General features: G+C 43.3%; 13 protein-coding genes. 8 read left to right on the forward strand and 5 right to left on the reverse strand.

What is annotated here, in order from left to right:
• Window positions 1-42 precede the first annotated feature (42 nt).
• Entirely contained in the window at window positions 43-1,236 is a 1,194-nt protein-coding gene (locus MJ595_RS13690; RefSeq protein WP_263078490.1) for a lytic murein transglycosylase, read from the reverse strand.
• 723 nt (window positions 1,237-1,959) lie between these two features.
• Here MJ595_RS13690 and MJ595_RS13695 point away from each other — a divergent pair.
• Window positions 1,960-2,511: a hypothetical protein gene (locus MJ595_RS13695; protein ID WP_263078491.1), complete on the forward strand. Its 552-nt coding sequence runs from the start codon at window positions 1,960-1,962 to the stop codon at window positions 2,509-2,511.
• A gap of 740 nt (window positions 2,512-3,251) precedes the next feature.
• Here MJ595_RS13695 and MJ595_RS13700 read toward each other — a convergent pair.
• Window positions 3,252-4,577, reverse strand: coding sequence for a transposase (locus MJ595_RS13700; RefSeq protein WP_263078492.1), 1,326 nt, complete (start codon window positions 4,575-4,577; stop codon window positions 3,252-3,254).
• Window positions 4,578-4,684: 107 nt separating this feature from the next.
• On the opposite strand from MJ595_RS13700, the gene MJ595_RS13705 reads away from it, so the two are divergent.
• A complete protein-coding gene (locus MJ595_RS13705; RefSeq protein ID WP_263078493.1) occupies window positions 4,685-5,023 on the forward strand; it encodes a hypothetical protein in 339 nt (112 codons plus the stop codon).
• A 23-nt stretch (window positions 5,024-5,046) separates the two neighbouring features.
• On the opposite strand, the gene MJ595_RS13710 is transcribed toward MJ595_RS13705, so the two are convergent.
• Both MJ595_RS13710 and MJ595_RS13715 read right to left on the reverse strand, forming a co-directional pair.
• Entirely contained in the window at window positions 5,047-5,700 is a 654-nt protein-coding gene (locus tag MJ595_RS13710) for an IS630 family transposase (RefSeq protein ID WP_263322427.1), read from the reverse strand.
• A complete protein-coding gene (locus MJ595_RS13715) occupies window positions 5,622-6,095 on the reverse strand; it encodes a helix-turn-helix domain-containing protein (RefSeq protein ID WP_263078037.1) in 474 nt (157 codons plus the stop codon). Before MJ595_RS13715 ends, MJ595_RS13710 begins: the two co-directional genes overlap by 79 nt.
• A gap of 119 nt (window positions 6,096-6,214) precedes the next feature.
• Here MJ595_RS13715 and MJ595_RS13720 point away from each other — a divergent pair, with 119 nt between their 5' ends.
• The 6 genes from MJ595_RS13720 to MJ595_RS13745 all read left to right on the forward strand — a co-directional run bounded on the left by MJ595_RS13720 (window position 6,215) and on the right by MJ595_RS13745 (window position 12,964).
• Complete coding sequence (locus MJ595_RS13720; RefSeq protein WP_263078494.1) at window positions 6,215-8,005, forward strand: hypothetical protein; 1,791 nt, start codon at window positions 6,215-6,217, stop codon at window positions 8,003-8,005.
• Window positions 8,006-8,085: 80 nt separating this feature from the next.
• Window positions 8,086-9,426 (forward strand): YihY/virulence factor BrkB family protein, encoded by a 1,341-nt coding sequence (locus MJ595_RS13725; protein WP_263078495.1) that lies wholly within the window; start codon window positions 8,086-8,088, stop codon window positions 9,424-9,426.
• A 161-nt stretch (window positions 9,427-9,587) separates the two neighbouring features.
• The gene (locus MJ595_RS13730) at window positions 9,588-10,220 is read left to right on the forward strand and encodes a hypothetical protein (RefSeq protein ID WP_263078496.1); all 633 of its coding nucleotides are present in this window, start codon (window positions 9,588-9,590) and stop codon (window positions 10,218-10,220) included.
• Window positions 10,221-10,518: 298 nt separating this feature from the next.
• Entirely contained in the window at window positions 10,519-11,007 is a 489-nt protein-coding gene (locus MJ595_RS13735; protein WP_263078497.1) for an NYN domain-containing protein, read from the forward strand.
• 130 nt (window positions 11,008-11,137) lie between these two features.
• Entirely contained in the window at window positions 11,138-11,434 is a 297-nt protein-coding gene (locus MJ595_RS13740; RefSeq protein WP_263078498.1) for a hypothetical protein, read from the forward strand.
• Between the two features lie 192 nt (window positions 11,435-11,626).
• Window positions 11,627-12,964: an IS1380 family transposase gene (locus MJ595_RS13745; protein WP_263078015.1), complete on the forward strand. Its 1,338-nt coding sequence runs from the start codon at window positions 11,627-11,629 to the stop codon at window positions 12,962-12,964.
• 234 nt (window positions 12,965-13,198) lie between these two features.
• Here MJ595_RS13745 and MJ595_RS13750 read toward each other — a convergent pair whose 3' ends face one another.
• Window positions 13,199-20,332: an autotransporter domain-containing protein gene (locus tag MJ595_RS13750; protein ID WP_263078499.1), complete on the reverse strand. Its 7,134-nt coding sequence runs from the start codon at window positions 20,330-20,332 to the stop codon at window positions 13,199-13,201.
• Window positions 20,333-20,349: the final 17 nt, after the last annotated feature.

Here is a 20,349-nt window from a genome sequence, read left to right on the forward strand (position 1 = left end):
GCTATGCTATATAAAATCAGTTCCTTATGTCGAACTCAGGTCCTAGAGATTTAGCTTTATTCCCAGTGCTTCAAAGACTTCTTTTCCTGGATAGCCATCGGCAATCATGTTCCGTGATAGCTGGAACTTAGCAATTGCTTGGTGGGTTGCAGCACCTGTTAAGCCATCGACTTTGCCACAATTAAAGCCTATGGCATTTAGTTTGGTTTGCAGGGCTAGAATGTGGGATTTGCTTAAGGTGAGTTCTGGTTTTGGAGGACTGCTTAGAGGACGGTGGCCATTAAGCCTGTCAGCCAGATAACCAATGCCAATGGCATATAGAATGGAACGGTTCCATTTCATGATAATTTCAAAATTGGGATAGACCAGAAAGGCCGTGTTTTGGTGCCCGGCAGGGATAAGAAGTGATGCGGACACATCATGGGGAGGAATGGGGCCATTAAACACTGTTCGAACACCTAACTGCTGCCACTCACCCAATGTTTTTTTATGGTTCAGGCCGGTCAGGCTGAAATTGAAATTCTGAGGAATATTAATCTCTCGTCCCCATTTCCAGCCTCTTTGCCAACCTAGCTGGTTGAGAAAATAAGCGGCGGAAGTCAAGGCGTCGGGAATGCTTCCCCAGAGGTCTGGGGGAGAGCCATTATCTTTGGCTGCTATGGCATATCGCAGATAGTTTGATGGCAGAAATTGGGTATGACCGATAGCCCCAGCCCAGGAGCCTATCAGTTCTTCCCGGCTAAAACCGTATTGATCCATCAACCTTAAAGCAGCTATAAGCTCAGAGGTAAAAAATGCACTACGCCGGTTGTCGCATGCCAGGGTAGTAAGGGAATCAATGATGTTGAAATGTCCCATATTTTGACCAAAGTTGGATTCGAGTCCCCAAAATGCAATCAGTGTATGGGGAGGAATGCCGTATTGTTCCCTCAGTTTGTTGAGCAGAGTTTGGTACTTGCTTAACATTCGCTTTCCCGTTGCCAGGCGTTCATCTGATACTGCGATTTCCAAATAACCGGAAAGCGTTTTATTAAACTCAGGTTGATAGCGGTCAAGTCGAATGACTTCAGACAAGAATTTAGCTTCGGTGAGGCCTTCCCTTATCGTTTTTTCCGAGATACCCGACTGGCTGGCCTGTTGCTTAAGCCTGGATAGGCATTGATTAAATTCGTTCGCATGTAAACGGTTATTTGCCCCTAATAATAAAGCCAGAATTAGAACTATAAACAGCTTCATCGCTAAGTATCTCAAACGGTAGAAAGTTTTGAGCAAGACAGTATCTTATGACAGCTGACTCTTTGAAATAGTTAATAGAATGATAGTCGTTCATCACAGGTACTTCCTGTTTGTCCATTGAGCCGGAATACTGACTATATATTTATAATAAAAAATTATTTGATAGATTTATTTAATGCTTATAAGTTATATTTAAACGACAATGTTCCATAAAATGCTCTCTCAGGCTTTCGGGATATATAATATATCTTTTCTTATATGTCAGGAGGAGTAATTATTACAATTACTGTGGTTTGATCTTTCTGTCTTTTTTGGGGTAATTTTTGCGTGATTTGCGGGTAGAACTGGGCCAACCCTATCATTTGCTTTCATGTTGAGGTGAGAGCTGGATCTAATATTCAGGTAAGAAGGTTTGGGACGTGGAGGCGGTTGCCAATTTTCATATCACTTTGGGATCTGGTATCATACAGAATGACCGTGCAGGAAAGTATCCGGCTATTCTGCCAGTGATGGGGAAGTGAGTAGGCTTACTATGAGTTTATTCATGGTTGTTGCTGCTTGTTTTAATGGATATTGGAATATAAAGAGGAGCAGGAACCTGCTGATGAATCTGTGCTACAAGCAGAAAATTATCCTTATCTAATAAAATGTGCCAAATTCTGATTGAAATAAGGGGCTGTACACGGATATTATGATAACGTCTAGTAAAAAACAGAGTTATAAGTGAAATACGCAGAACTGGATTTTCGTTTTATCAGGGATCTACTGTCTAATCTGAATGAGATCAGCCCATATCAGTTTTACATTGATCGCCGGGATAACAAAACATTTGAAATTAACCTTGCTGGGTCTACAGTCGCTGTTGAAGATGCTGAATCAGCATTAATATCGATTATGTTTTCAGCAAAACGTTTAGGTCTTGAAAATGATACCAAGCGTTTTATGAACGGTTACCGTAATCGAAAAGGGTTGACTTTATCTTTGGCGGATATTGGCAGCCTGGAGCGCTTGTTACATATTTCTCCTGGCCGCAGTCAAGAGGAGGAGCCTGTATGGGAGCAGCCGCAGCGTCGTAGACAAACAAGGTATGCTAATAACCGCTCATCGCGAAATGATCGCTATCATGGAGGGCGGCAGACTCGTTATGGGGGGCAATATGATCAACGTTCCCGGAGTAGCCAAAACAGGACTCCAGAAAAGCCTGACAGTCCCTTTACCAGAGAGTTTGATGATGCTGATAAGCAGCTTCAGGATGCTTTGAGCTTGTTGGGGTGAAGTTTGATAATCAGGGATGTTTTATTCAGGGTGTAGACTGATTTCAAACGTATCAAAATAAGCGTCTCAAGCGAGTCAACGGTGTGATTGCTTTTTAAATATATTGGCAGCTAATTATGTGAATAGAGTTGATAACCGTGTCAGTCTTTCTAGCAGAAAAGGACTTTATTCTTTGTTGGGTGGTCATGCATTATATTATTGATAATGGCATGAGGCTATGTTGTGTTAGAAGGAGTGGATCCTGAAGGCGAAAGTGTGTTTAGAGGGACTGGCTCGGATACTTATGAAGAGAGTAGATGAAAAGCATGTCTCTCGTTACGCTATGTGAGTCTTGGTGATTTGAATGACTGTTTGCCTGGTTAAAAGAACTATTGTGGTATATATCGCGGTTTTTATATTTTAGCCAAGTATTTTTCATTTCTTATTCTGTTTTTGTAAGTGTAGGAAGTGATAGTACAATTACTGCATATTTTGTTTGCTACCACTATTTAATTGACGGAAAAATTAAGGGTGGTTATACGGCAAAGTATTTTTAAAAATGAGCGGGCAGTTATGTATTTTGTTACAGTATGTGCATCTATAGGCTATATTTGTTTTTCTTACAGGTGTTAAAAGTATCTTAACTTTAGAGTTAGTATGACATGAACGTTTGGTTATATTTTAAAAATTGTGTGCAAAAATACATCCAAACGTTTTTTCAGATTCGGTATTATTCTTGATTATTGCGTTGTTGCCGCTATTTATGCCGCTTTTTTCTTTTCTTTGACTATTCCGTCAGTCAAACTATTAAAATTGAACTCATATTTTTGGCTATATCGGTTCCAGCCCTCACGAATAGGTAATCTGGGGATAATTCCTGCGAGTGCAAATCTTAGCATGCCAGCGGTGGTTGTATCCTGATCCCGCCAAGGAATCCTTGAAATGCCCACGCTTGCTTGATTTTTACAGACGGTCAACAGTTGCAATAATGCGTATCCAGCCATCTTCAGATGCATCCACCGCAACAGAGTTCTCAGCTTTTGCTGCCATAACTGGCGGCAACCAAATGAATGTTTAATTTGCTGAAACATGGGTTCAACCGGCCATCTTTTCGCATAAATACGAAGGATGTCTATACCTTCAAGTCCAGTATTGGTTGCAATGAATATACGGCTTTCTGTCAGTCCTTTATCATTTTCAAACCGACCCCAGACAACCCGAACCTTGCGGCCTTTCAGGAAGCGAGCCCGACATACCCGGGTGCGATAACGTATCTTTCGAAATCTGCCGTATATTCTTACGGTTGTTTGATATTCCGGTAGCTTCTCCACTTCCGGGGGCGTCATTTTGATGCCATACTTTTTGGGTCGCCCACGTTTTTTTGCAGTGGACTCCAACGGTAAGGCATACAATGCCCGGTTTAACGGGATTTGCCCTACTACTTCATAGCCCATTTCCAGAACGGGTTGCATTAGCGTCCAGTTCATATACCAACAGTCTGTCAGCAAGCGCAGTCCTTGCACCTTCACCTCTTGCCTCACTACTTTTAGCATGGCAACAGCGATTTTTAGCTTACTGGCATTGCCTGAAGCAGGAGATGGAAAGGAAAGCACAGGGATGGCAGTAAATACTTCATCTTTAGCCCGCTCAAATACAACAGCCAGGGATACCCAGCATTGTCCCCAGATATACGTTGGCCGGTTCCTTTTTTTACTGTGCTGGTGATGGGTTCGGCAAGCGGGAGCCTTGTCAGAAAAACGCTCCACCACCCAATCATCAAGACCAATGTTGATAAGTTCACCCCGTGGTACTTTTGAGCATACCAGCTGAATGAGCCGGCATGCGAGGCTCCTCCACCGCCACTTGCCTTGAGAGAGCCAATGGTGGTAACTGCTCCATACGCATTGAAAGTTATTAATAGATAACAGCGCCTGAGTGACAAAGCCTTGCCCGGATAGCATGCAGCCAAAAAGAAGTTCGCAGAACGTAGGTACTGCTGTTGGGGATAGCGCTGAAGCAAGAAACGTTGTATATAAGGCAAGCTCCCGGAGGATCTCTTTATGATCTGAAGTGAGCATAGCAACCATCTTTGTATTTTGTTTGGAGATGGTTGCTATTAACCGATTTCAGATGAAAATCGTACTATTGTTCTTTGGTAACTCTAAAGTCGAGAAAAGTATGAATGCTGGTTGTTATGTTATTCAAATATTGGGTATTAAACTATTATTTAAATGCTTTGTTGTTTCTGGCATTGGTAATGATTGCGCTCACTCCTTGTAAGAGTAAGGCTATGGGTGAGGAGGAGTTGGAGGGTGAATTAAAAAATATCCCTTTTTTTCAATATGATCTTCCAGATAAAGGCGAAGAAGATCTTATGGTGAAAGTTATTATTATCTCAAATCCTAGATTATATAGTTTATATGAGATTGGTATAAAAAAAGAGAGGCGGATACAGTTTCAAACTTCTTGTTTACGTTGTGAAGAGCAATTAATGGTGCCTGTAGAGGGTGGGGTTTTTGTTTATAATAAGTAGTGTATAGATTGCTTTCGAATAATTTAACCATCCAGTCGGACAGTATTAGAAAATGAGATCATATACTCCTCTCCAAATGAAAAAAGCACCCGTTCAACTTCTTTTTCAAATTCCGCAAAGCTCTTGATTGACAAGAGGTTGAGCCATTCATACTTTATTTTCCTCCACAGGATTTCAATCAGGTTGAGCTCAGGTGAATATGTTGGCAGAAAGCAGACCAGCAATTTCTTTTCAATCATCCAGTCATCAATTCTGGCACAAAACTTTTTGCTGGTGTGAATGCTGGCATTATCCACCATAACTACCGTGTAACGATCATTTGAGCTGTATTTTTCATCTGCCATTTTCTCTGCAAAGTCATCAAAGGCCGCAATCACCGTATCGCTATTCACTGAACCCACAACAGGATAATGAAATAGCTCACAGCTTCGGTTCATAAACCCCAGTACGTTGATGCGTTTACTTTTGACTGATGGTATTCTGAGCTGCTTTCCTTTTTCCTGCCAACCGTATGGCACACAAGGTTCCTGGGTAAAGCCGGACTCATCAAAATAAAATAAATTGATTAACCCTTTGCTCTCGGCTTCCTGGGCATCTTTCAGAGCAGTTTTACAGTCATGGAATTGCTCTTCGTCCCGTTTATGTTTGCATGATTTACGGAGTCTTTTGTAAACCAGCCCTGCTTTTTTACAATGTTTGCCAGAGTAATTTTTGATGAAGATTTACCGGTTTCATCCTCGATCTTGGATTTGACATACGATAAGCGACGAGGCTCTTCAGCCACTAATTCTTTTATGCGTTGCACTTCGGATTCGTCATATATGCACGGCCTACCGCCACCATGCCCCTTGTACAAGGCACGAATACCATATTCTTCCCAATCATCAATCCACTGAGAAGCAGTTTGATATCTAATTTCAAGTATTTCGGCAATTTGCTCAAGGGTAAAGCCACGATTGCTCAATAAAAGGCTATGGGCTCTTTCCCTTATACATCTCAGAGGTCCGTAGTGTTTGGCGAATTTCAAAGTTAATAAAACAGCTTCATCAGTGATTGTAGTGACGTACTTCATAGGGAGAGGGATTTAAAGACCAGTACTCTCTTTATAATAGAGTAAATGTATCATTCAATAGCTATCTGATCGTTAGATCAAGAAGTAGATTTCTCGTACTGGCCGAACATCCAGTTTATTTGAAACCAAACTATGACCTACTTAGAGTGTTTTCAGGAAAGAAAAAAGATGATAGCAAAACCAGGAAAGAGGTCTATTTTGTCTTCTATCATGATCGTATAACTGAGGTTCCGAGAATTAAAAAATTGCTTGATAAGAGTATGAGGAAAGGGATTTCTGTCGATGGTAAGGGTGAGATTGATAAAGGAGTTCAAAATAAAGTTTTTAAGTTTTTAAGTAATAACGGTTGTGAAAAAGTTGGATTTCAGGTGCTTCTTTTTCCAAAGGAAATGAGTGTTACTGCTAGAGATGAGGTGAAAGTAAGAGAGTTTAGTATTCCATTTGAAAATACAGAGCTTTGGGGAGAGCGATTGTTTGATTTTATGTTGAAGTGTGCACCTGAAAATATAATAAATCGTAGTGAAAGAAAAGATTATACAGAGCCTGGAAAAGATGTTGATGAAATAGATGATACAAATGATATGGGGAAATTGACTCGTCAGTTTTCTGTTAAAGCACAGTTTTCAGAGAATAAATTTGCCGATAGAAAAGAGGTGGCTAAGAATAGTTATAGGATTTATAAGATGAAAGAGCTACTTTATATGTGTTATCAAAAAAGGCATGTTGAGTTTTATGGTAAGCTACTGCCAGATTATGAAGAGATGGCCAAAATAAGTGGAGAGAGTATTACTGTTGATCGAAGATATACAGTTTCACCTAAGGTTGATCTTTTTTTGAGTCACTGCTTTGTAGGCTGGAGTGGACCACTGCATAATTTAATGGTGCTCTATTCTTCATCACCAAAAACGATTAGTATTGCTTTTAGGCCTGATGAGCCTCTTCATTATGCCAGATGTGAAAAAGGGTTTGAAGAGGGTTTTCATGATGGTATTTGGAGTGAGGTTGTTGATTCCTATTGGAATGATTGCTTGGTTAACAGATTTAAGACTGCTATTCAAAATAGCCCTTCAGAGGAAGTTGTTGAATCAGTTAAAATTCAAGATAAGAAAAGTCAGGTAGCTATTATGAACTCTACTTCAGAAAAGCAGTCTGATTTAATAAAAGTAAAGAAAGGGGCTGCATTATCTGGTTCAAAGGTTCCAGTTAAAAGAATAAATCCTGAAGCTAAAGTGATCTCTGAGGCAGATTCATCGGTTAAATTGCAGGTGAGCAAAGAGAGTGAGAAAAAAGTTACTGTACTAAAACAAGTTAAATTTAAAAAAAATGCCCAATCATCAAACGTTGATAGAGTCCTGCTACAACCTGTATCTCCGGTTACTACTTCTTCTGAGAAATCTACTGTATGTGTATATTGTGAAAAGCAAAAAAAAGATAGTGAACAATTGAATAAGTCATTAAAATTAGAAGTAGAGCGATTGAAAGTAAACAGCAATATGGCCAGGGCTGATGCTAAACGTGCAGAAAATAAGAAAAAAGAATTGAGTGAAAAGTTGAGGCAGGCTCACTTGGAAAAGCAGGAACTGATTAATGAAAAAAATAAATTGACTGCGCAACTGGCGGCGAGTGAAAATAAAGTAGTAGCAGAAAATAAAAATTTTACGGATATGCAAGCTAAATATATTAATCTTCAAGACACATTGCTTAAAGCAAGAGAGGAGGTTTCTAAGGAAAAGATTACTGTAGAAAGATATAAACGTACAATTAATCAGCTTCGGAAAAAAGAAGACAAAGAGGGTCATGAGGGTAATAAACGTGCCAGGAAGGATGAACAGGAGGGTATTCCAGTTTATGCAAAAGGTTTAGTTCCACAACAGAAAATGAACTACTACACTCCTCGTGAAAATCATTGACTCTCTTGTTATTGCTGACGGAAGAGGGCTTTAGTTGTTAAGGTATTAGCATAAATAGTTAGTGGTAATGCCAGAAATCTATGAAACTTGCCAACCCCCATGAGTTAGCAGCTCAGCTAAACCAGTGGCTCTGGGAAACAGACTTAACCAGAAAACACAGGCCTCAGCGATTATTATTGTATACTTTGCGTATTATTTATGCAGTAAGCCGAGATCTGACTAATGGCCAGCTCAGCCTGCGGGCAATGAGCCTGGTGTATACCACCATCATTTCTTTGGTGCCTTTGTTGGCACTTAGTTTTTCAGTCCTGAAAGGTTTTGGGGTCCATAACCAAATTGAACCTGCTCTTAATAACTTGTTGGGGCCGTTGGGAGAGAAGCGGTTTGATGTGGTCTCTAACATTATTGGCTTTGTTGATAACATCAAGGTAGGGGTTTTAGGTGCTGTAGGTCTTGGTCTGTTGCTATATAGTGTTATAGCCATGATGCAGAAAATCGAGGGGTCATTTAATTATACCTGGCAGATTCGGCGGGGGCGGACCTTTTCCCAGCGGTTTAGTGACTACCTGAGTGTCATACTGATAGGCCCTTTATTAATCTTTCTTTCTATTGGTATTACGGCAACGGTAAGAAGTCATGCCGTGGTAGAATACATAGCCGCTTTGCCATTAATGGGTAACCTGATAGCCTTTGCAGGTTTTTTGGTTCCGTGGTTTTTGATGGCCTTTGCTTTTGCCTTTATCTATTTTTATATCCCTAATACCAAAGTCAACATTGGTTCTGCCTTTATTGGCGGTCTGGTGACTGCTATTGCCTGGAAAATGATGGGGCTGATATTTTCTACTTTTATTGCCAGCTCCAGCAACCAGACGGCCATTTATTCGGCTTTTGCTTCTGCTATTGTCTTTATGGTATGGCTTTATCTTGGCTGGCTGATGCTGCTGGTAGGAGCCAGTATTGCCTTCTATCACCAAAATCCGCAGAACCAGCTAATTCGCAAAGATGAATTTCGCTTGAGTCCGGCACAGGACGAACGGTTGCTGCTGACAATCAGCTATCTGGTGGCCAAACGTTTTGTCTCTGGAGAAATGGGCTGGAGCGCCAGGGAGCTGTCCCGGCATTTAAATCTACCGGCAGATTTAATGGAAGACTGTTTTGATAAATTAATGAATATTGGCTTCCTGATACGTACTGTAGACAAAGTACCTCGCTGCCAGCCAGCAAGGCCCTTGAATCAGTTAATGGTTAATGAGGTAGCCAGTCAAATTCATCAGTTATGTCCCTTTGGAGCCAGGGGGCTTGAAAGTGAGGGGGGTGAAGAGAGTATTGAAAGCTATCTCCGAGAGAGAGAGCAGGTGTTGAACAGCCGGTTTGGTGATATCAGTTATGATCAGTTAGTCCAGCAAGTAGATAATAAATAGAGGAAAAAATGCATTTTCTAAGCAAACAGCTATTTTTGCGCTTTTCCTGTAAAGTAAACTCTGGAGCTAAGGATTAATTCGGGTTTGGGCTCTAGATCTCGAGCCTGTCTGATACAAAAACAATAAGCAGCCTTATAAAGCTGCTTCTAAAGGGGATAGTGGTGGAAAAGGTAAAGATTACGGTGTTTAAATGGGCCGGATCCTGGGGGCCTTTTACTATTAAAATCCCCTGCGGTGAATGTGCCCTGACAAAAGATGTTATTCAGGACACCCTTGACAATGAACTATCGGGCATACCGGTTGAGCTGGATATGCGTGACTGGCTCTGTGAATGGTGGAAGCCCCTGAAAAAGGGAGGGTGGCATGCCCCCATTATTATGGTTGAAGACAGGGTTATTTCCCAAGGGGCAGCGCTAAACCGGGGGGTGCTGACCCAGGCAGTGATCGAGCATTATAGCCGATCCTCAGCCATTGAGGGGAATCATGTTTTTGGCAAGGAAAACTGTCCTCACTGTATCAGGGCAAAGCAGTCCATGGATGAAGCAGGTATTGAGTACCAGTACCATGATGTGATCCGTGACCCCAGGGCGCTGTATGAAATGTTGGCCAGGGTAAAACCTATTATTGGCACCAAAACCCCGGTGACTGTTCCCCAGATTTGGATCGATGGTCATTATATTGGTGGAGCAGATGAGCTTGGCAAGATTGTTAATAAGGAAGTAGAACCCAACTTCGACCGGGGGCAGTGCTCTATTTCTCCTCCCGGGAGATTGGAACCGAAAACTGATAGCTAGGGGCTGTTGAGGTTTTATCATGTGCTCAGCCAAAGCCAGCGGTTTCGTGGCTAGGCGCAGCAGCGCAGGAATACTAATGTCTTTCAAGCTGCTGTAACGACGGCACAGAAGCGCTGGCTTTGGCCCTTCGGGTGATTCGTAAAGCGGCCTTTCGGCTGTGTTGAACTGGCTTGGCGTAGAATAACTACGCGCTGCGCCAGTTCGCCTTGCGTAAGGCCGCTTTACGAACCACTGAGCGCATGATAAAACCTCAACAGCCCCTAATACACCATTACTTTTATGAATTGGAGAAGTGCCATTGCCCGATAAAATCAGTGTGTTTGTAGATGTTCAAAATATTTATTACACCACCCGGCAGGCTTATGGTGCCCATTTTGATTACAATGCATTCTGGGCAAAGATTACTCAGGGAAGAGAAGTGATTAATGCCTACGCCTACGCGATTGACAGGCAGGATGAAAAACAGAGGCAATTTCAGAATATATTGAGAGCGATTGGTTTTACGGTAAAACTCAAGCCTTATATTCAGCGCAGTGATGGTTCCAGCAAGGGAGACTGGGATGTGGGTATTACCATTGATATGCTCGAGTGTGCTTCGGAATCTGATGTTATCGTTTTGGCCTCTGGCGATGGGGATTTTGACATACTGGTACACACTTTGAGGCAGAAGCATCAAGTGGGTGTTGAAGTGTATGGGGTGCCTATGTTTTCGGCCACCTCACTGATTAACGCCGCTAGCCGGTTTATGCCTATTGAGCAGCCATTACTGATACAACCCCGTGGCTAGGAGCCTTACCGGGAATAGACAGAGTAGCAGTAAAAACTCCATACTGTAGGAAAAACCCCGGAAATAACTGGAAGGATGGATGGCTTTCCTCTGTTTCCGGTTTCTATTAAACCACGTTTGAGTTGACTCCATGGCGTCCTGCAAGCCTTTTGAGGTTCAGTTTTCCATTGAAGCGGAATCCTTGTACCATAAAATTTCAGATTTGATGGATAAAAATAATGGTCAGATGTCCGGGGATCCGTCAGCGGGTTCTTTTATTGTTCCCGTGTCGTCCTTTGGTCGTGTAGAGGGGGAGTACTCTATTAGTGGCAGTTCTATCCGCCTAACCATTACTAAACGGCCAAGGTTGTTACCCTGCAATATGATTGAGTCCTTTTTCAGGAAGAATCTTCCGCGGTTGGAAGTATCGGACACCAGAGTGGATTAGGGACATTGACCTTTGAATGTATGATAGATAAGGCAAAGAAATAAAAAGGCCCGGTATAACCGGGCCTTCGGTGGTTTACAGCAACCTGAATCCGTGAGTTCACTGTAGCCCAACTCCTCTGGATCAACCACAAAACGTAAGTTCCAAGTTAAAATGCACCCACTCTAATTTTCACCACCTGGGTGCATTTTTGTGAAACTGAAAATTGAACAATCACAGACGGAATTTTATACACCGGTCGCAGGGCTTTATTTCGTTGGTCATGCACTCAACAAAAAGACAGCGTTAAGCAAATCCCTGCGCAAAATAAAAAAAAGGCACCGTATCACTCATATCGACCTGATCAGAGCTTACTGCGGCCAACTGGCTCAGGGTAAAAGTGATTTTGATAATGTTGATAATAACCGGGATAACGACTGGTTCCGGTTGGCAATGGGCATTAAACAAATGCCTTCAGCCAGCCGCTTAAGACAGCGTTTCAATGAAGATGCCGCCCAACTGATTCCTTTCATCGAGGACAGCCTTACCGATGTCCTGGTTAATCTTCAGGTGCCCGTCACACCCCTTCCGAAAAAACTCGATAAGAAGCAGCACATACCACTGGATATCGACGTATTCCCTATGGATAACAGCAATACCAAAAAGGAGGGGGTCGAGTACACGTATAAAAAATTCTTTGGTTATGCCCCTATTGCCGCTTACTTTGGCTGCGAAGGCTGGTGCCTGGGATGTGAATTACGCCCAGGCTCTCAGCACTCCCAGAATGATTTTATTGGCTTTTTACAAGCAGTGCTGCACCGCAGCCGACGTTTGACCCGAGCGCCTATTCTGGTTCGCCTTGATAGTGGCCACGATGCTGAGGAATCGCGCCGGGAAATCGCCGGGTTCAAAGGTGTGAATCACATTATCAAGCTCAACCCAAGAAAGTATCACACCAAGGAACACTGGCTCCCCATTTTTGAAGAAAAGCAAGTCAAATGGGAGGAGTCGCGTCCAGGAAAGAGTTATGCGACACTCTCAACCGTCTATGAAACCAACTATGGTAACCAGCGTCTGATTATTCGCATTATCAAGCGTACCACTGATACTGTAGGGCAGAGATTTCTGACACCCGATTATGAGCTGGAAGGATGGTGGACAACACTCAGCGAAGCTGACTACAGCGATGATCAGATCATTAATCTTTATGAGGATCATGCGACCAGCGAGCAGTTTCACAGTGAGTTGAAGACTGATATGGATTTAGAGCGCCTGCCTTCAGGCAAGTTTGACACCAACGACCTGGTGATGTGTTTGGGTGCACTGGTCTATAACATTCTGCGCTACATGGGGCAGAGTTGCTTGCTCGGGCCAGATGCGCCGGTACGTCATAAAGCCAAACGACGCCGGTTAAAAACCGTGATACAGGAACTCATCTACCTGGCTGCCCGTCTTCTGAAAAAAGGACATCAATACCGGCTACGCTTTGGTCGTTACTGTCCTGGTTTCAGGTCTTTCCATCAATTAATAAGCCAGCATGCACTTTGTTGATTGAATAGCGAGATAGAAAAAAATGCCATAAATGAGAAAGTACTGTATTGATAACGGTAGGGCTTCTTTCAACCTGTCTTCAAGTTTGATGATATTTTGATCAGCATTTATGCTTAAAAACGACATAAAAACACTTCAATCAATAACCCGAGTTATTTTCAAAGGAAAAAATTAATCAGCACATTTTCAAAACTGCCGGGCAAATCAAGAAATCACGGATTCAGGAGCAAGTTATCAGAACTTCTTTTCATAGGTCAGCTGAAGGCTGTTGCTTCGGCTGCGTTGGCTCAGATTCCCGGAGAAATCAAGCTTGAAGTTTGAGGTATCCGAGAGTAATCGGGTGATACCCAGCCCATAATAAACACCATTGTCATGAACGCGTGGCGTTGTATATGGGTTATTTGAGGCATGTTCAGCGGAACTTTGATAATAATCATAAGTGCCACTGTGCTCATTCATCACCTGGCGCTGAAGCCCAAGACTGACGTTTATTTCAGTGGGTTTTTCCAGGTCAGGCAGTAAATAAGTGAGTTCTGCACCTGCCCGCGTCGTTACCTGATAACGTTTGCGAGAACGGTTCTTGATAGCCTGTGGGCTGTTACCTTTTTCCTTAAGACCCTTAATCTCACTGTTATAGTATAAAACACTGAATGTAGGTGTCAGGGTTAAGCCAGGTACTGTATCATCCAGGTGGATATCGTAGCCAACACCCAGATAGGTACTCCAGTCCATACCACTCACGTCATCTTTTAGCTTGTTGCCCAGGGCATCCTGGCGTTCGATAGCATAGTTGTTTTGAATAATTGTCAAAGCGCCATCAATATGCCAGTTGTCTTTTGACCATGAGGCAAAGGGGCCAAATATGATGCTATCAATTTTTGTTTTGGCTGAACTTCTCTCCATGCTGATATTCGTTGTTCGGTTGCCAAGCATGATGCCTGCCATCCAATGCTCATCCAGCTCCCTGAAGAGACCAACAGTCAGTCCGTAACCTGTAAATGACTGTCCGGGAAGGTTTTGCTGCTGTCTCCAGGATCCCTTGGTGCCATTAACCTGAATAAAGGTATGCCAGTTGCCGGGTCCTTTATTAAAGGCAGGGTCATGGCTAGTTATACTTCTCGAGGCCATCAGTTCTTCAGTGGACAGATTGTCAAGACTCAGGGATTTGGAAGCGAGTCGAGGTAAATAGCTTTTACCCTGTATAATATGCAGCGCAGCCAAAGGACCCAGGTCAAGGGTTCCCTGAAGCAGTTTAGACTGTGTCAGGCTGATAGCCCCAAACTGCTCCATAAAGTCTTTATCAGGTCGTTCCAGCTTTGCTTTTGCCTCTGCTATATGAGACTTATATCGATCTACAGCTTCAGTCTGGTCTGCATCCCTGTCTGACACCAGGTCAGCAGCACACTGGCCAGGATTGGACCCTTTAAAGCACATTTGAAGCTCTTTAAAGAATTCGCCGTAATGCATGGCAAGAGCAGTATTACCACCACTTGTCTGGTTGGGGTGGATTTTTGATGCGACTTGTCGCCAAACCCATCTAACCGTGTTTTTATCGGTTGAGATCAGCCACTGGAACTGCTCTTTATTAAATACACTAAGGTCATATTTACTCAAATCAAAGTCGGCCCTGTTGAACTGTGGCTGTGGCGGAATGGGCGTTGTGCCATTATCAACAAACACGTTTTTATAGGGAACCAATGCCGTTGTGCCTTTGTACTCAGGTTTTGGTGTTACTCCATGATCAACAAGCCAGTCTTTGTGGCGAACCAGTGCTGTTGTGCCTTGGTATCCTGGTTCAGGTGGCACAATAACATTGATATCGTCCACAGACTTCCCGTTAAGTTGAGCCAACAATTGAGCCCGTTCTTTCCTATCTTTTGTATAGGCATCCTGACAGGCTGCTTTATTATCATCTGAGCAGCGGGCAGGGTGATTTTTTTCAGCTTTCTTTTTAAAGTACTCCTTTACACTCTTTTTCAAATACTCCCTATCCATGATAGAGGTTGCCTTTTTTGAAAGATTGAGCAGATTCTGACCGGCCTCCCAGGCTTCTTTCTGGCGCTGTTCTTGTTGCTGGCGTTTGCGCTTATCTTCCTGGTGGGTGTCGTCCATTGGCTTTGGGGGTTCAGGTGGCACAATGACATTGATGTCATCCACAGATTTCCCATTAAGTTGAGCCAACAGTTGAGCCCGCTCTTTCCTATCTTTTGTATAGGCATCCTGACAGGCTGCTTTATTATCATCTGAGCAGCGGGCAGGGTGATTTTTTTCAGCTTTCTTTTTAAAGTACTCCTTTACACTCTTTTTCAAATACTCCCTATCCATAATAGAGGTTGCCTTTTTTGAAAGATTGAGCAGATTCTGACCTGCCTCCCAGGCTTCTTTTTGGTGCTGTTCTTTCAGCTCGAGGGCCTTGCGCTTTTCTTCAGCCAGTCGGTTCTGCTCGGCAATGCGTTGCTGTTCGTCGATTAGCGCCTGCTTTTTCAGCTGACGGTTGCGCTCACCTGCCTGATGGATATCCAGGATCTCTTTCTGGACTTCCTTTTGGGTTTTCTGGCGTTTCTCCCAGGCGTCTTGCTGGCGTTGTTCTTCCAGTTGCTGAGCCAGTTCAAGAGCCTTGCGCTGTTCTTCAGCCAGTCGGTTCTGCTCGGCAATGCGTTGCTGTTCGTCGATTAGCGCTTGCTTTTTCAGCTGACGGTTGCGCTCACCTGCCTGATGGATATCCAGGATCTCTTTCTGGACCTCCTTTTGGGTTTTCTGGCGTTTCTCCCAGGCGTCTTGCTGGCGTTGTTCTTCCAGTTGCTGAGCCAGCTCAAGAGCCTTGCGCTGTTCTTCAGCCAGTCGGTTCTGCTCGGCAATGCGTTGCTGTTCGTCGATTAGCGCCTGCTTTTTCAGCTGACGGTTGCGCTCACCTGCCTGATGGATATCCAGGATCTCTTTCTGGACTTCCTTTTGGGTTTTCTGGCGTTTCTCCCAGGCGTCTTGCTGGCGTTGTTCTTCCAGTTGCTGAGCCAGCTCAAGAGCCTTGCGCTGTTCTTCAGCCAGTCGGTTCTGCTCGGCAATGCGTTGCTGTTCGTCGATTAGCGCCTGCTTTTTCAGCTGACGGTTGCGCTCACCTGCCTGATGGATATCCAGGATCTCTTTCTGGACCTCCTTTTGGGTTTTCTGGCGTTTCTCCCAGGCGTCTTGCTGGCGTTGTTCTTCCAGTTGCTGAGCCAGCTCAAGAGCCTTGCGCTGTTCTTCAGCCAGTCGGTTCTGCTCGGCAATGCGTTGCTGTTCGTCGATTAGCGCCTGCTTTTTCAGCTGACGGTTGCGCTCACCTGCCTGATGGATATCCAGGATCTCTTTCTGGACTTCCTTTTGGGTTTTCTGGCGTTTCTCCCAGGCGTCTTGCTGGCGTTGTTCTTCCAGTTGCTGAGCCAGCTCAAGAGCCTTGCGCTGTTCTTCAGCCAGTCGGTTCTGCTCGGCAATGCGTTGCTGTTCGTCGATTAGCGCCTGCTTTTTCAGCTGACGGTTGCGCTCACCTGCCTGATGGATATCCAGGATCTCTTTCTGGACCTCCTTTTGGGTTTTCTGGCGTTTCTCCCAGGCGTCTTGCTGGCGTTGTTCTTCCAGTTGCTGAGCCAGTTCAAGAGCCTTGCGCTGTTCTTCAGCCAGTCGGTTCTGCTCGGCAATGCGTTGCTGTTCGTCGATTAGCGCCTGCTTTTTCAGCTGACGGTTGCGCTCACCTGCCTGATGGATATCCAGGATCTCTTTCTGGACTTCCTTTTGGGTTTTCTGGCGTTTCTTCCAGGCGTTTCGCTGGCGTTGTTCTTCCAGTTGCTGAGCCAGTTCAAGAGCCTTGCGCTGCTCTTCAACCGTATTAATGGCAGTAGTAACTGTCTGAATGCTTTGACTCAGTAGTGAGTGAATGTCCCCTTTAGGGTCAGTTACCTGGTTGCCATGTGCAGTGATGTCTTGGTCGAGTTGCTCCAGGTTGAGTTGGGGGTCGTTCTGCATTGTTGTCCAAAGCGCTTCAGCCTGTCGGGCTATGTCTTCAGGTGTTTGATCCTTGATGTTAGAAAAATCAAGGTTATAGTGGGTTTTCAGGTGCGTAGTAACCCCTTCAATATCCTTGGTGAGGGTCTTCTGTCTTTCCCTGGCCTTGGAGAGCAGGGTGTTATCCAGTGTTATGCGCTGGTTTTCAGCGAGTTTATTATTGTTATGCTCAATGGTTTTCCAGGCACTATCATGGGTTGAAAGTTCATTTTCAGTGGTAACTAGGCGTTGGTTAAAGCCATCTAAATCACCATTAACCTGAATGACCTTTTGATTGATTAGCTCCTGAGTCTGAGCAATAGTCTGCTGTAACTCTTTTAAGGTTTGCTGCTCCAGGTCTTTATCGACAGTTGTTATCAACTCAGCTTGTTTGCTCTTTTGCTCTTGAGCTGTAGTGATTAGGGATTTAAAGTTTTTGTTAATTTCTTTTGTATTCTTTATATGGATATTTATCTCATCAATAAGTTTTTCTGTTGTGGAAATTAATGTTTTCCACTCTCTGTTAAAGCTATTGACTTTATCCATTTTCTCTATGCTTTCTTTTAAATCACTGCTTTTTTTAGATAGGTTATTTATTTTATCTTTTATGCTGGTAGTTAGCGCTTTATTATCTATATTGTCTGTAAGTTCTTTTGTTTTCTTGAAAAGTGAAAACAAAGGACTCAGCCGGGTTCCCTTTTTACTGTCAGCTTCTCTTTTTTCATCTTTTAGCGTTTTTAGCTGTTGTGTCAGGGATTCTTTCAGGTCGTTTAAGTCCTCTATTTTTTTACTGGTTGCCGGTTCTTGTAAGGTGGCACTTTCCAGTATTGTGTCCAGACGACTGTCATCATCCATTATCTGTTTTTTTAGTTGCTGTATTTCGCTACTGGATAATGTTTTGTTAGAGCTGATAATGCATGGTATCCATCCATCACACTGGTGCATTTCACTGCTTGTTTTAGAGCTGGCAGTTAATGTTTTTTGTAATTCTTGATGCTCATTTTTCAGTTTGTTGTAGCCTTCTAATGCCTCTTCATTTATTTTTTCAAGGTCTTTGATATTTTCAGTTGTTTTTATATAGTTGGTTCGAGTATTTTTTTGAGCATTGTTGAAGAATTCTCTAGCCTCTGAATAAATAGATGCTATATCTGAAATCTCATACTGGGATGCTTTTTTATTGTATTGCTCCAGGGTTTCAATAATGTGGATTACATCGTTATTATCATTTAAAAAGTTTGTGATAATACCATTTTCCGAAGCCACTGCAGTCTCATGAGCGCTGAGTTTCTGTTGTAGTGATTCCAGGTTGAACCGGGAATCTTTTTGCAGGCTCTGCAAGAGGTCATTGGCCTTCCGGGTGATGTTGCTATGGTCAGTGCCCTTAAGCCCCGACAGTTTGCTACTATAGTGGGTTTTCAGGTGCGTGGTAATCCCCTCAATATCCTTGGCAAGAACATTCTGTCTATTCCAGGCTTCAGAGAGAGGTGTTTTATCCAGGTCGGTGCGCTGGTCTTTGGGTAGCTGGCTGTTGCCCTGCTCGATAATTTGCCAGGCCTGATTATGGTTTAACAGGCTGCTGCGGGTATCAGTCAGGCGCTTATTGAATGCCGCCATGATATCCCCGAGTTTATCCACTTCTATCTGGAGAGTGTTGATACTAGTGTGAGCTTGTTGCTGCTCAATTAGCGCTTGTTCTGCCTTAGCCTTGCGCTGTTCCTCAGCCAATCGGTTCTGTTCGGCAACCCGTTGCTGTTCGGTAATCAGCTGGCGGTGATATCTGGAGCGCTCTTTATTTTTGATATCCCGTGTGATGCGGTTTTCACGACGTTGTTGCTCAGCCAGTGCCTGACGGTTTTGGTTGTCGATGATGGTAGCGATCGGTTGATTGCTTTCATCCAGCCAGTGCCGGATCGCCCCTTCCTGAGCACTCACTGCGGTCTCATGAGCGGTGAGCTTTTGTTGCAATGACTCCAGGTTTAACCGGGGATCCTTTTGCAGCTGCTGCAAGAGGGTATCCACCTGTGTATGGTCAGTGCCTTTTAGCTCATGAAGCTTGTTGCCATAGAGAGCCTGAAGGTGTGTACTGATCTCTTTGCTATCCTCAGTCAGGGATTTCTGTGTTGCTCTGGCTTTGGACAGTGGAGTACTGTCAAGATGGGTGCGCTGGTCTTCAGGCAACTGGTTATTACTTTGCTCAATGATTTTCCATGCCTGGTCATGGTTAGACAGGTGGCTATTGGTGCCAGTCAGGCGATCATTGAAAGCTTTTATGACTGCCTGGATTTTGTTGACCTCCTCCTGTAGCTTATCGATAGATTTATTTGTTAACTGTGTATCCAGAGCCATTTTCTGGTCTGTGGTAAGCTGATTCTGGTCTATGGTGGAGGTTTGTACTTGCCTGTCAAAAACTGAGGAGGTAGTTGATGGCGGTTTTATAGTTAGTAGTTCCCCGGAATCGTCGAACATGAAACTATCATCATCTTTATGTAAGTTTTCTGGAGCCATATAGTTGTACTCCATCGTTTTATACAGGCTTTTTAGCGCATCTAAAAAATAATTGAATATACGGTTAATAAGGCTTTGGTTTTCAGTGTTGCCAGAATTAGGATAATTTTTACATTGTTTAGGGTTCTTTAGGCAGTAAGCACGACTCATTATTGAGTTTTTCATTTTTAAATCAATATGCATGACCATGTTTTTCAGAAAACTGTATTGTAGCTGCTTGCTATCCAGGGTATCAGTATTTTTGCTGGTTTTGCTATTATGATGGTACTTAACCAGGTTAAAATATTTTGATCCTTTGCCTAGTATTTTCCGCGTTTTTCTTTCGAGGTCTTTTGTTATAGTGTTTTGCTGAGTATTGATATTCGGATTTTCTTTTGCTGCCCTCTCTAATTCAATTTCCTTTTCGGCTGCCTTATCTATTTGGGCAAGGATGTCATTTATCTCTTTCTCACTGATAGTTAATAGGTGAAAGAGTCTGTCATCACCCAGTTCATTAAAAAGGTTTTGTAACTCAGTATTGTCCAAGTCGCTTATTTTTTTTCCTAGGTCACGGTCGCCGACTTCTTTAAGTAGTTCATCCAAGGATAGGGTTCTTAGTTTATCAATATCGGTTTCTGTGATTATATTACGGCATAGCCAGCTAAATGCTACATTATTTCCAAGACTCCAGCCAAAAGCACCACGACATCCTGCATTAACTGCTTTACTAGCTCCATTAAGAACTGGGTTGTTTTTAGGTGACCAGCCTTCTTCAGACCACACATTTTCAGTAATAGTCAGCAAACTTAGTATAGAGATGAATAACAATTTCGGTAAGATCGTTGCTTTTCTCTTGACTGTTTTCATGGTTAAACTCCTTTTTA

Origin of the sequence: Endozoicomonas sp. Mp262 (assembly GCF_025643335.1) — a bacterium.
Taxonomy (GTDB): domain Bacteria; phylum Pseudomonadota; class Gammaproteobacteria; order Pseudomonadales; family Endozoicomonadaceae; genus Endonucleibacter.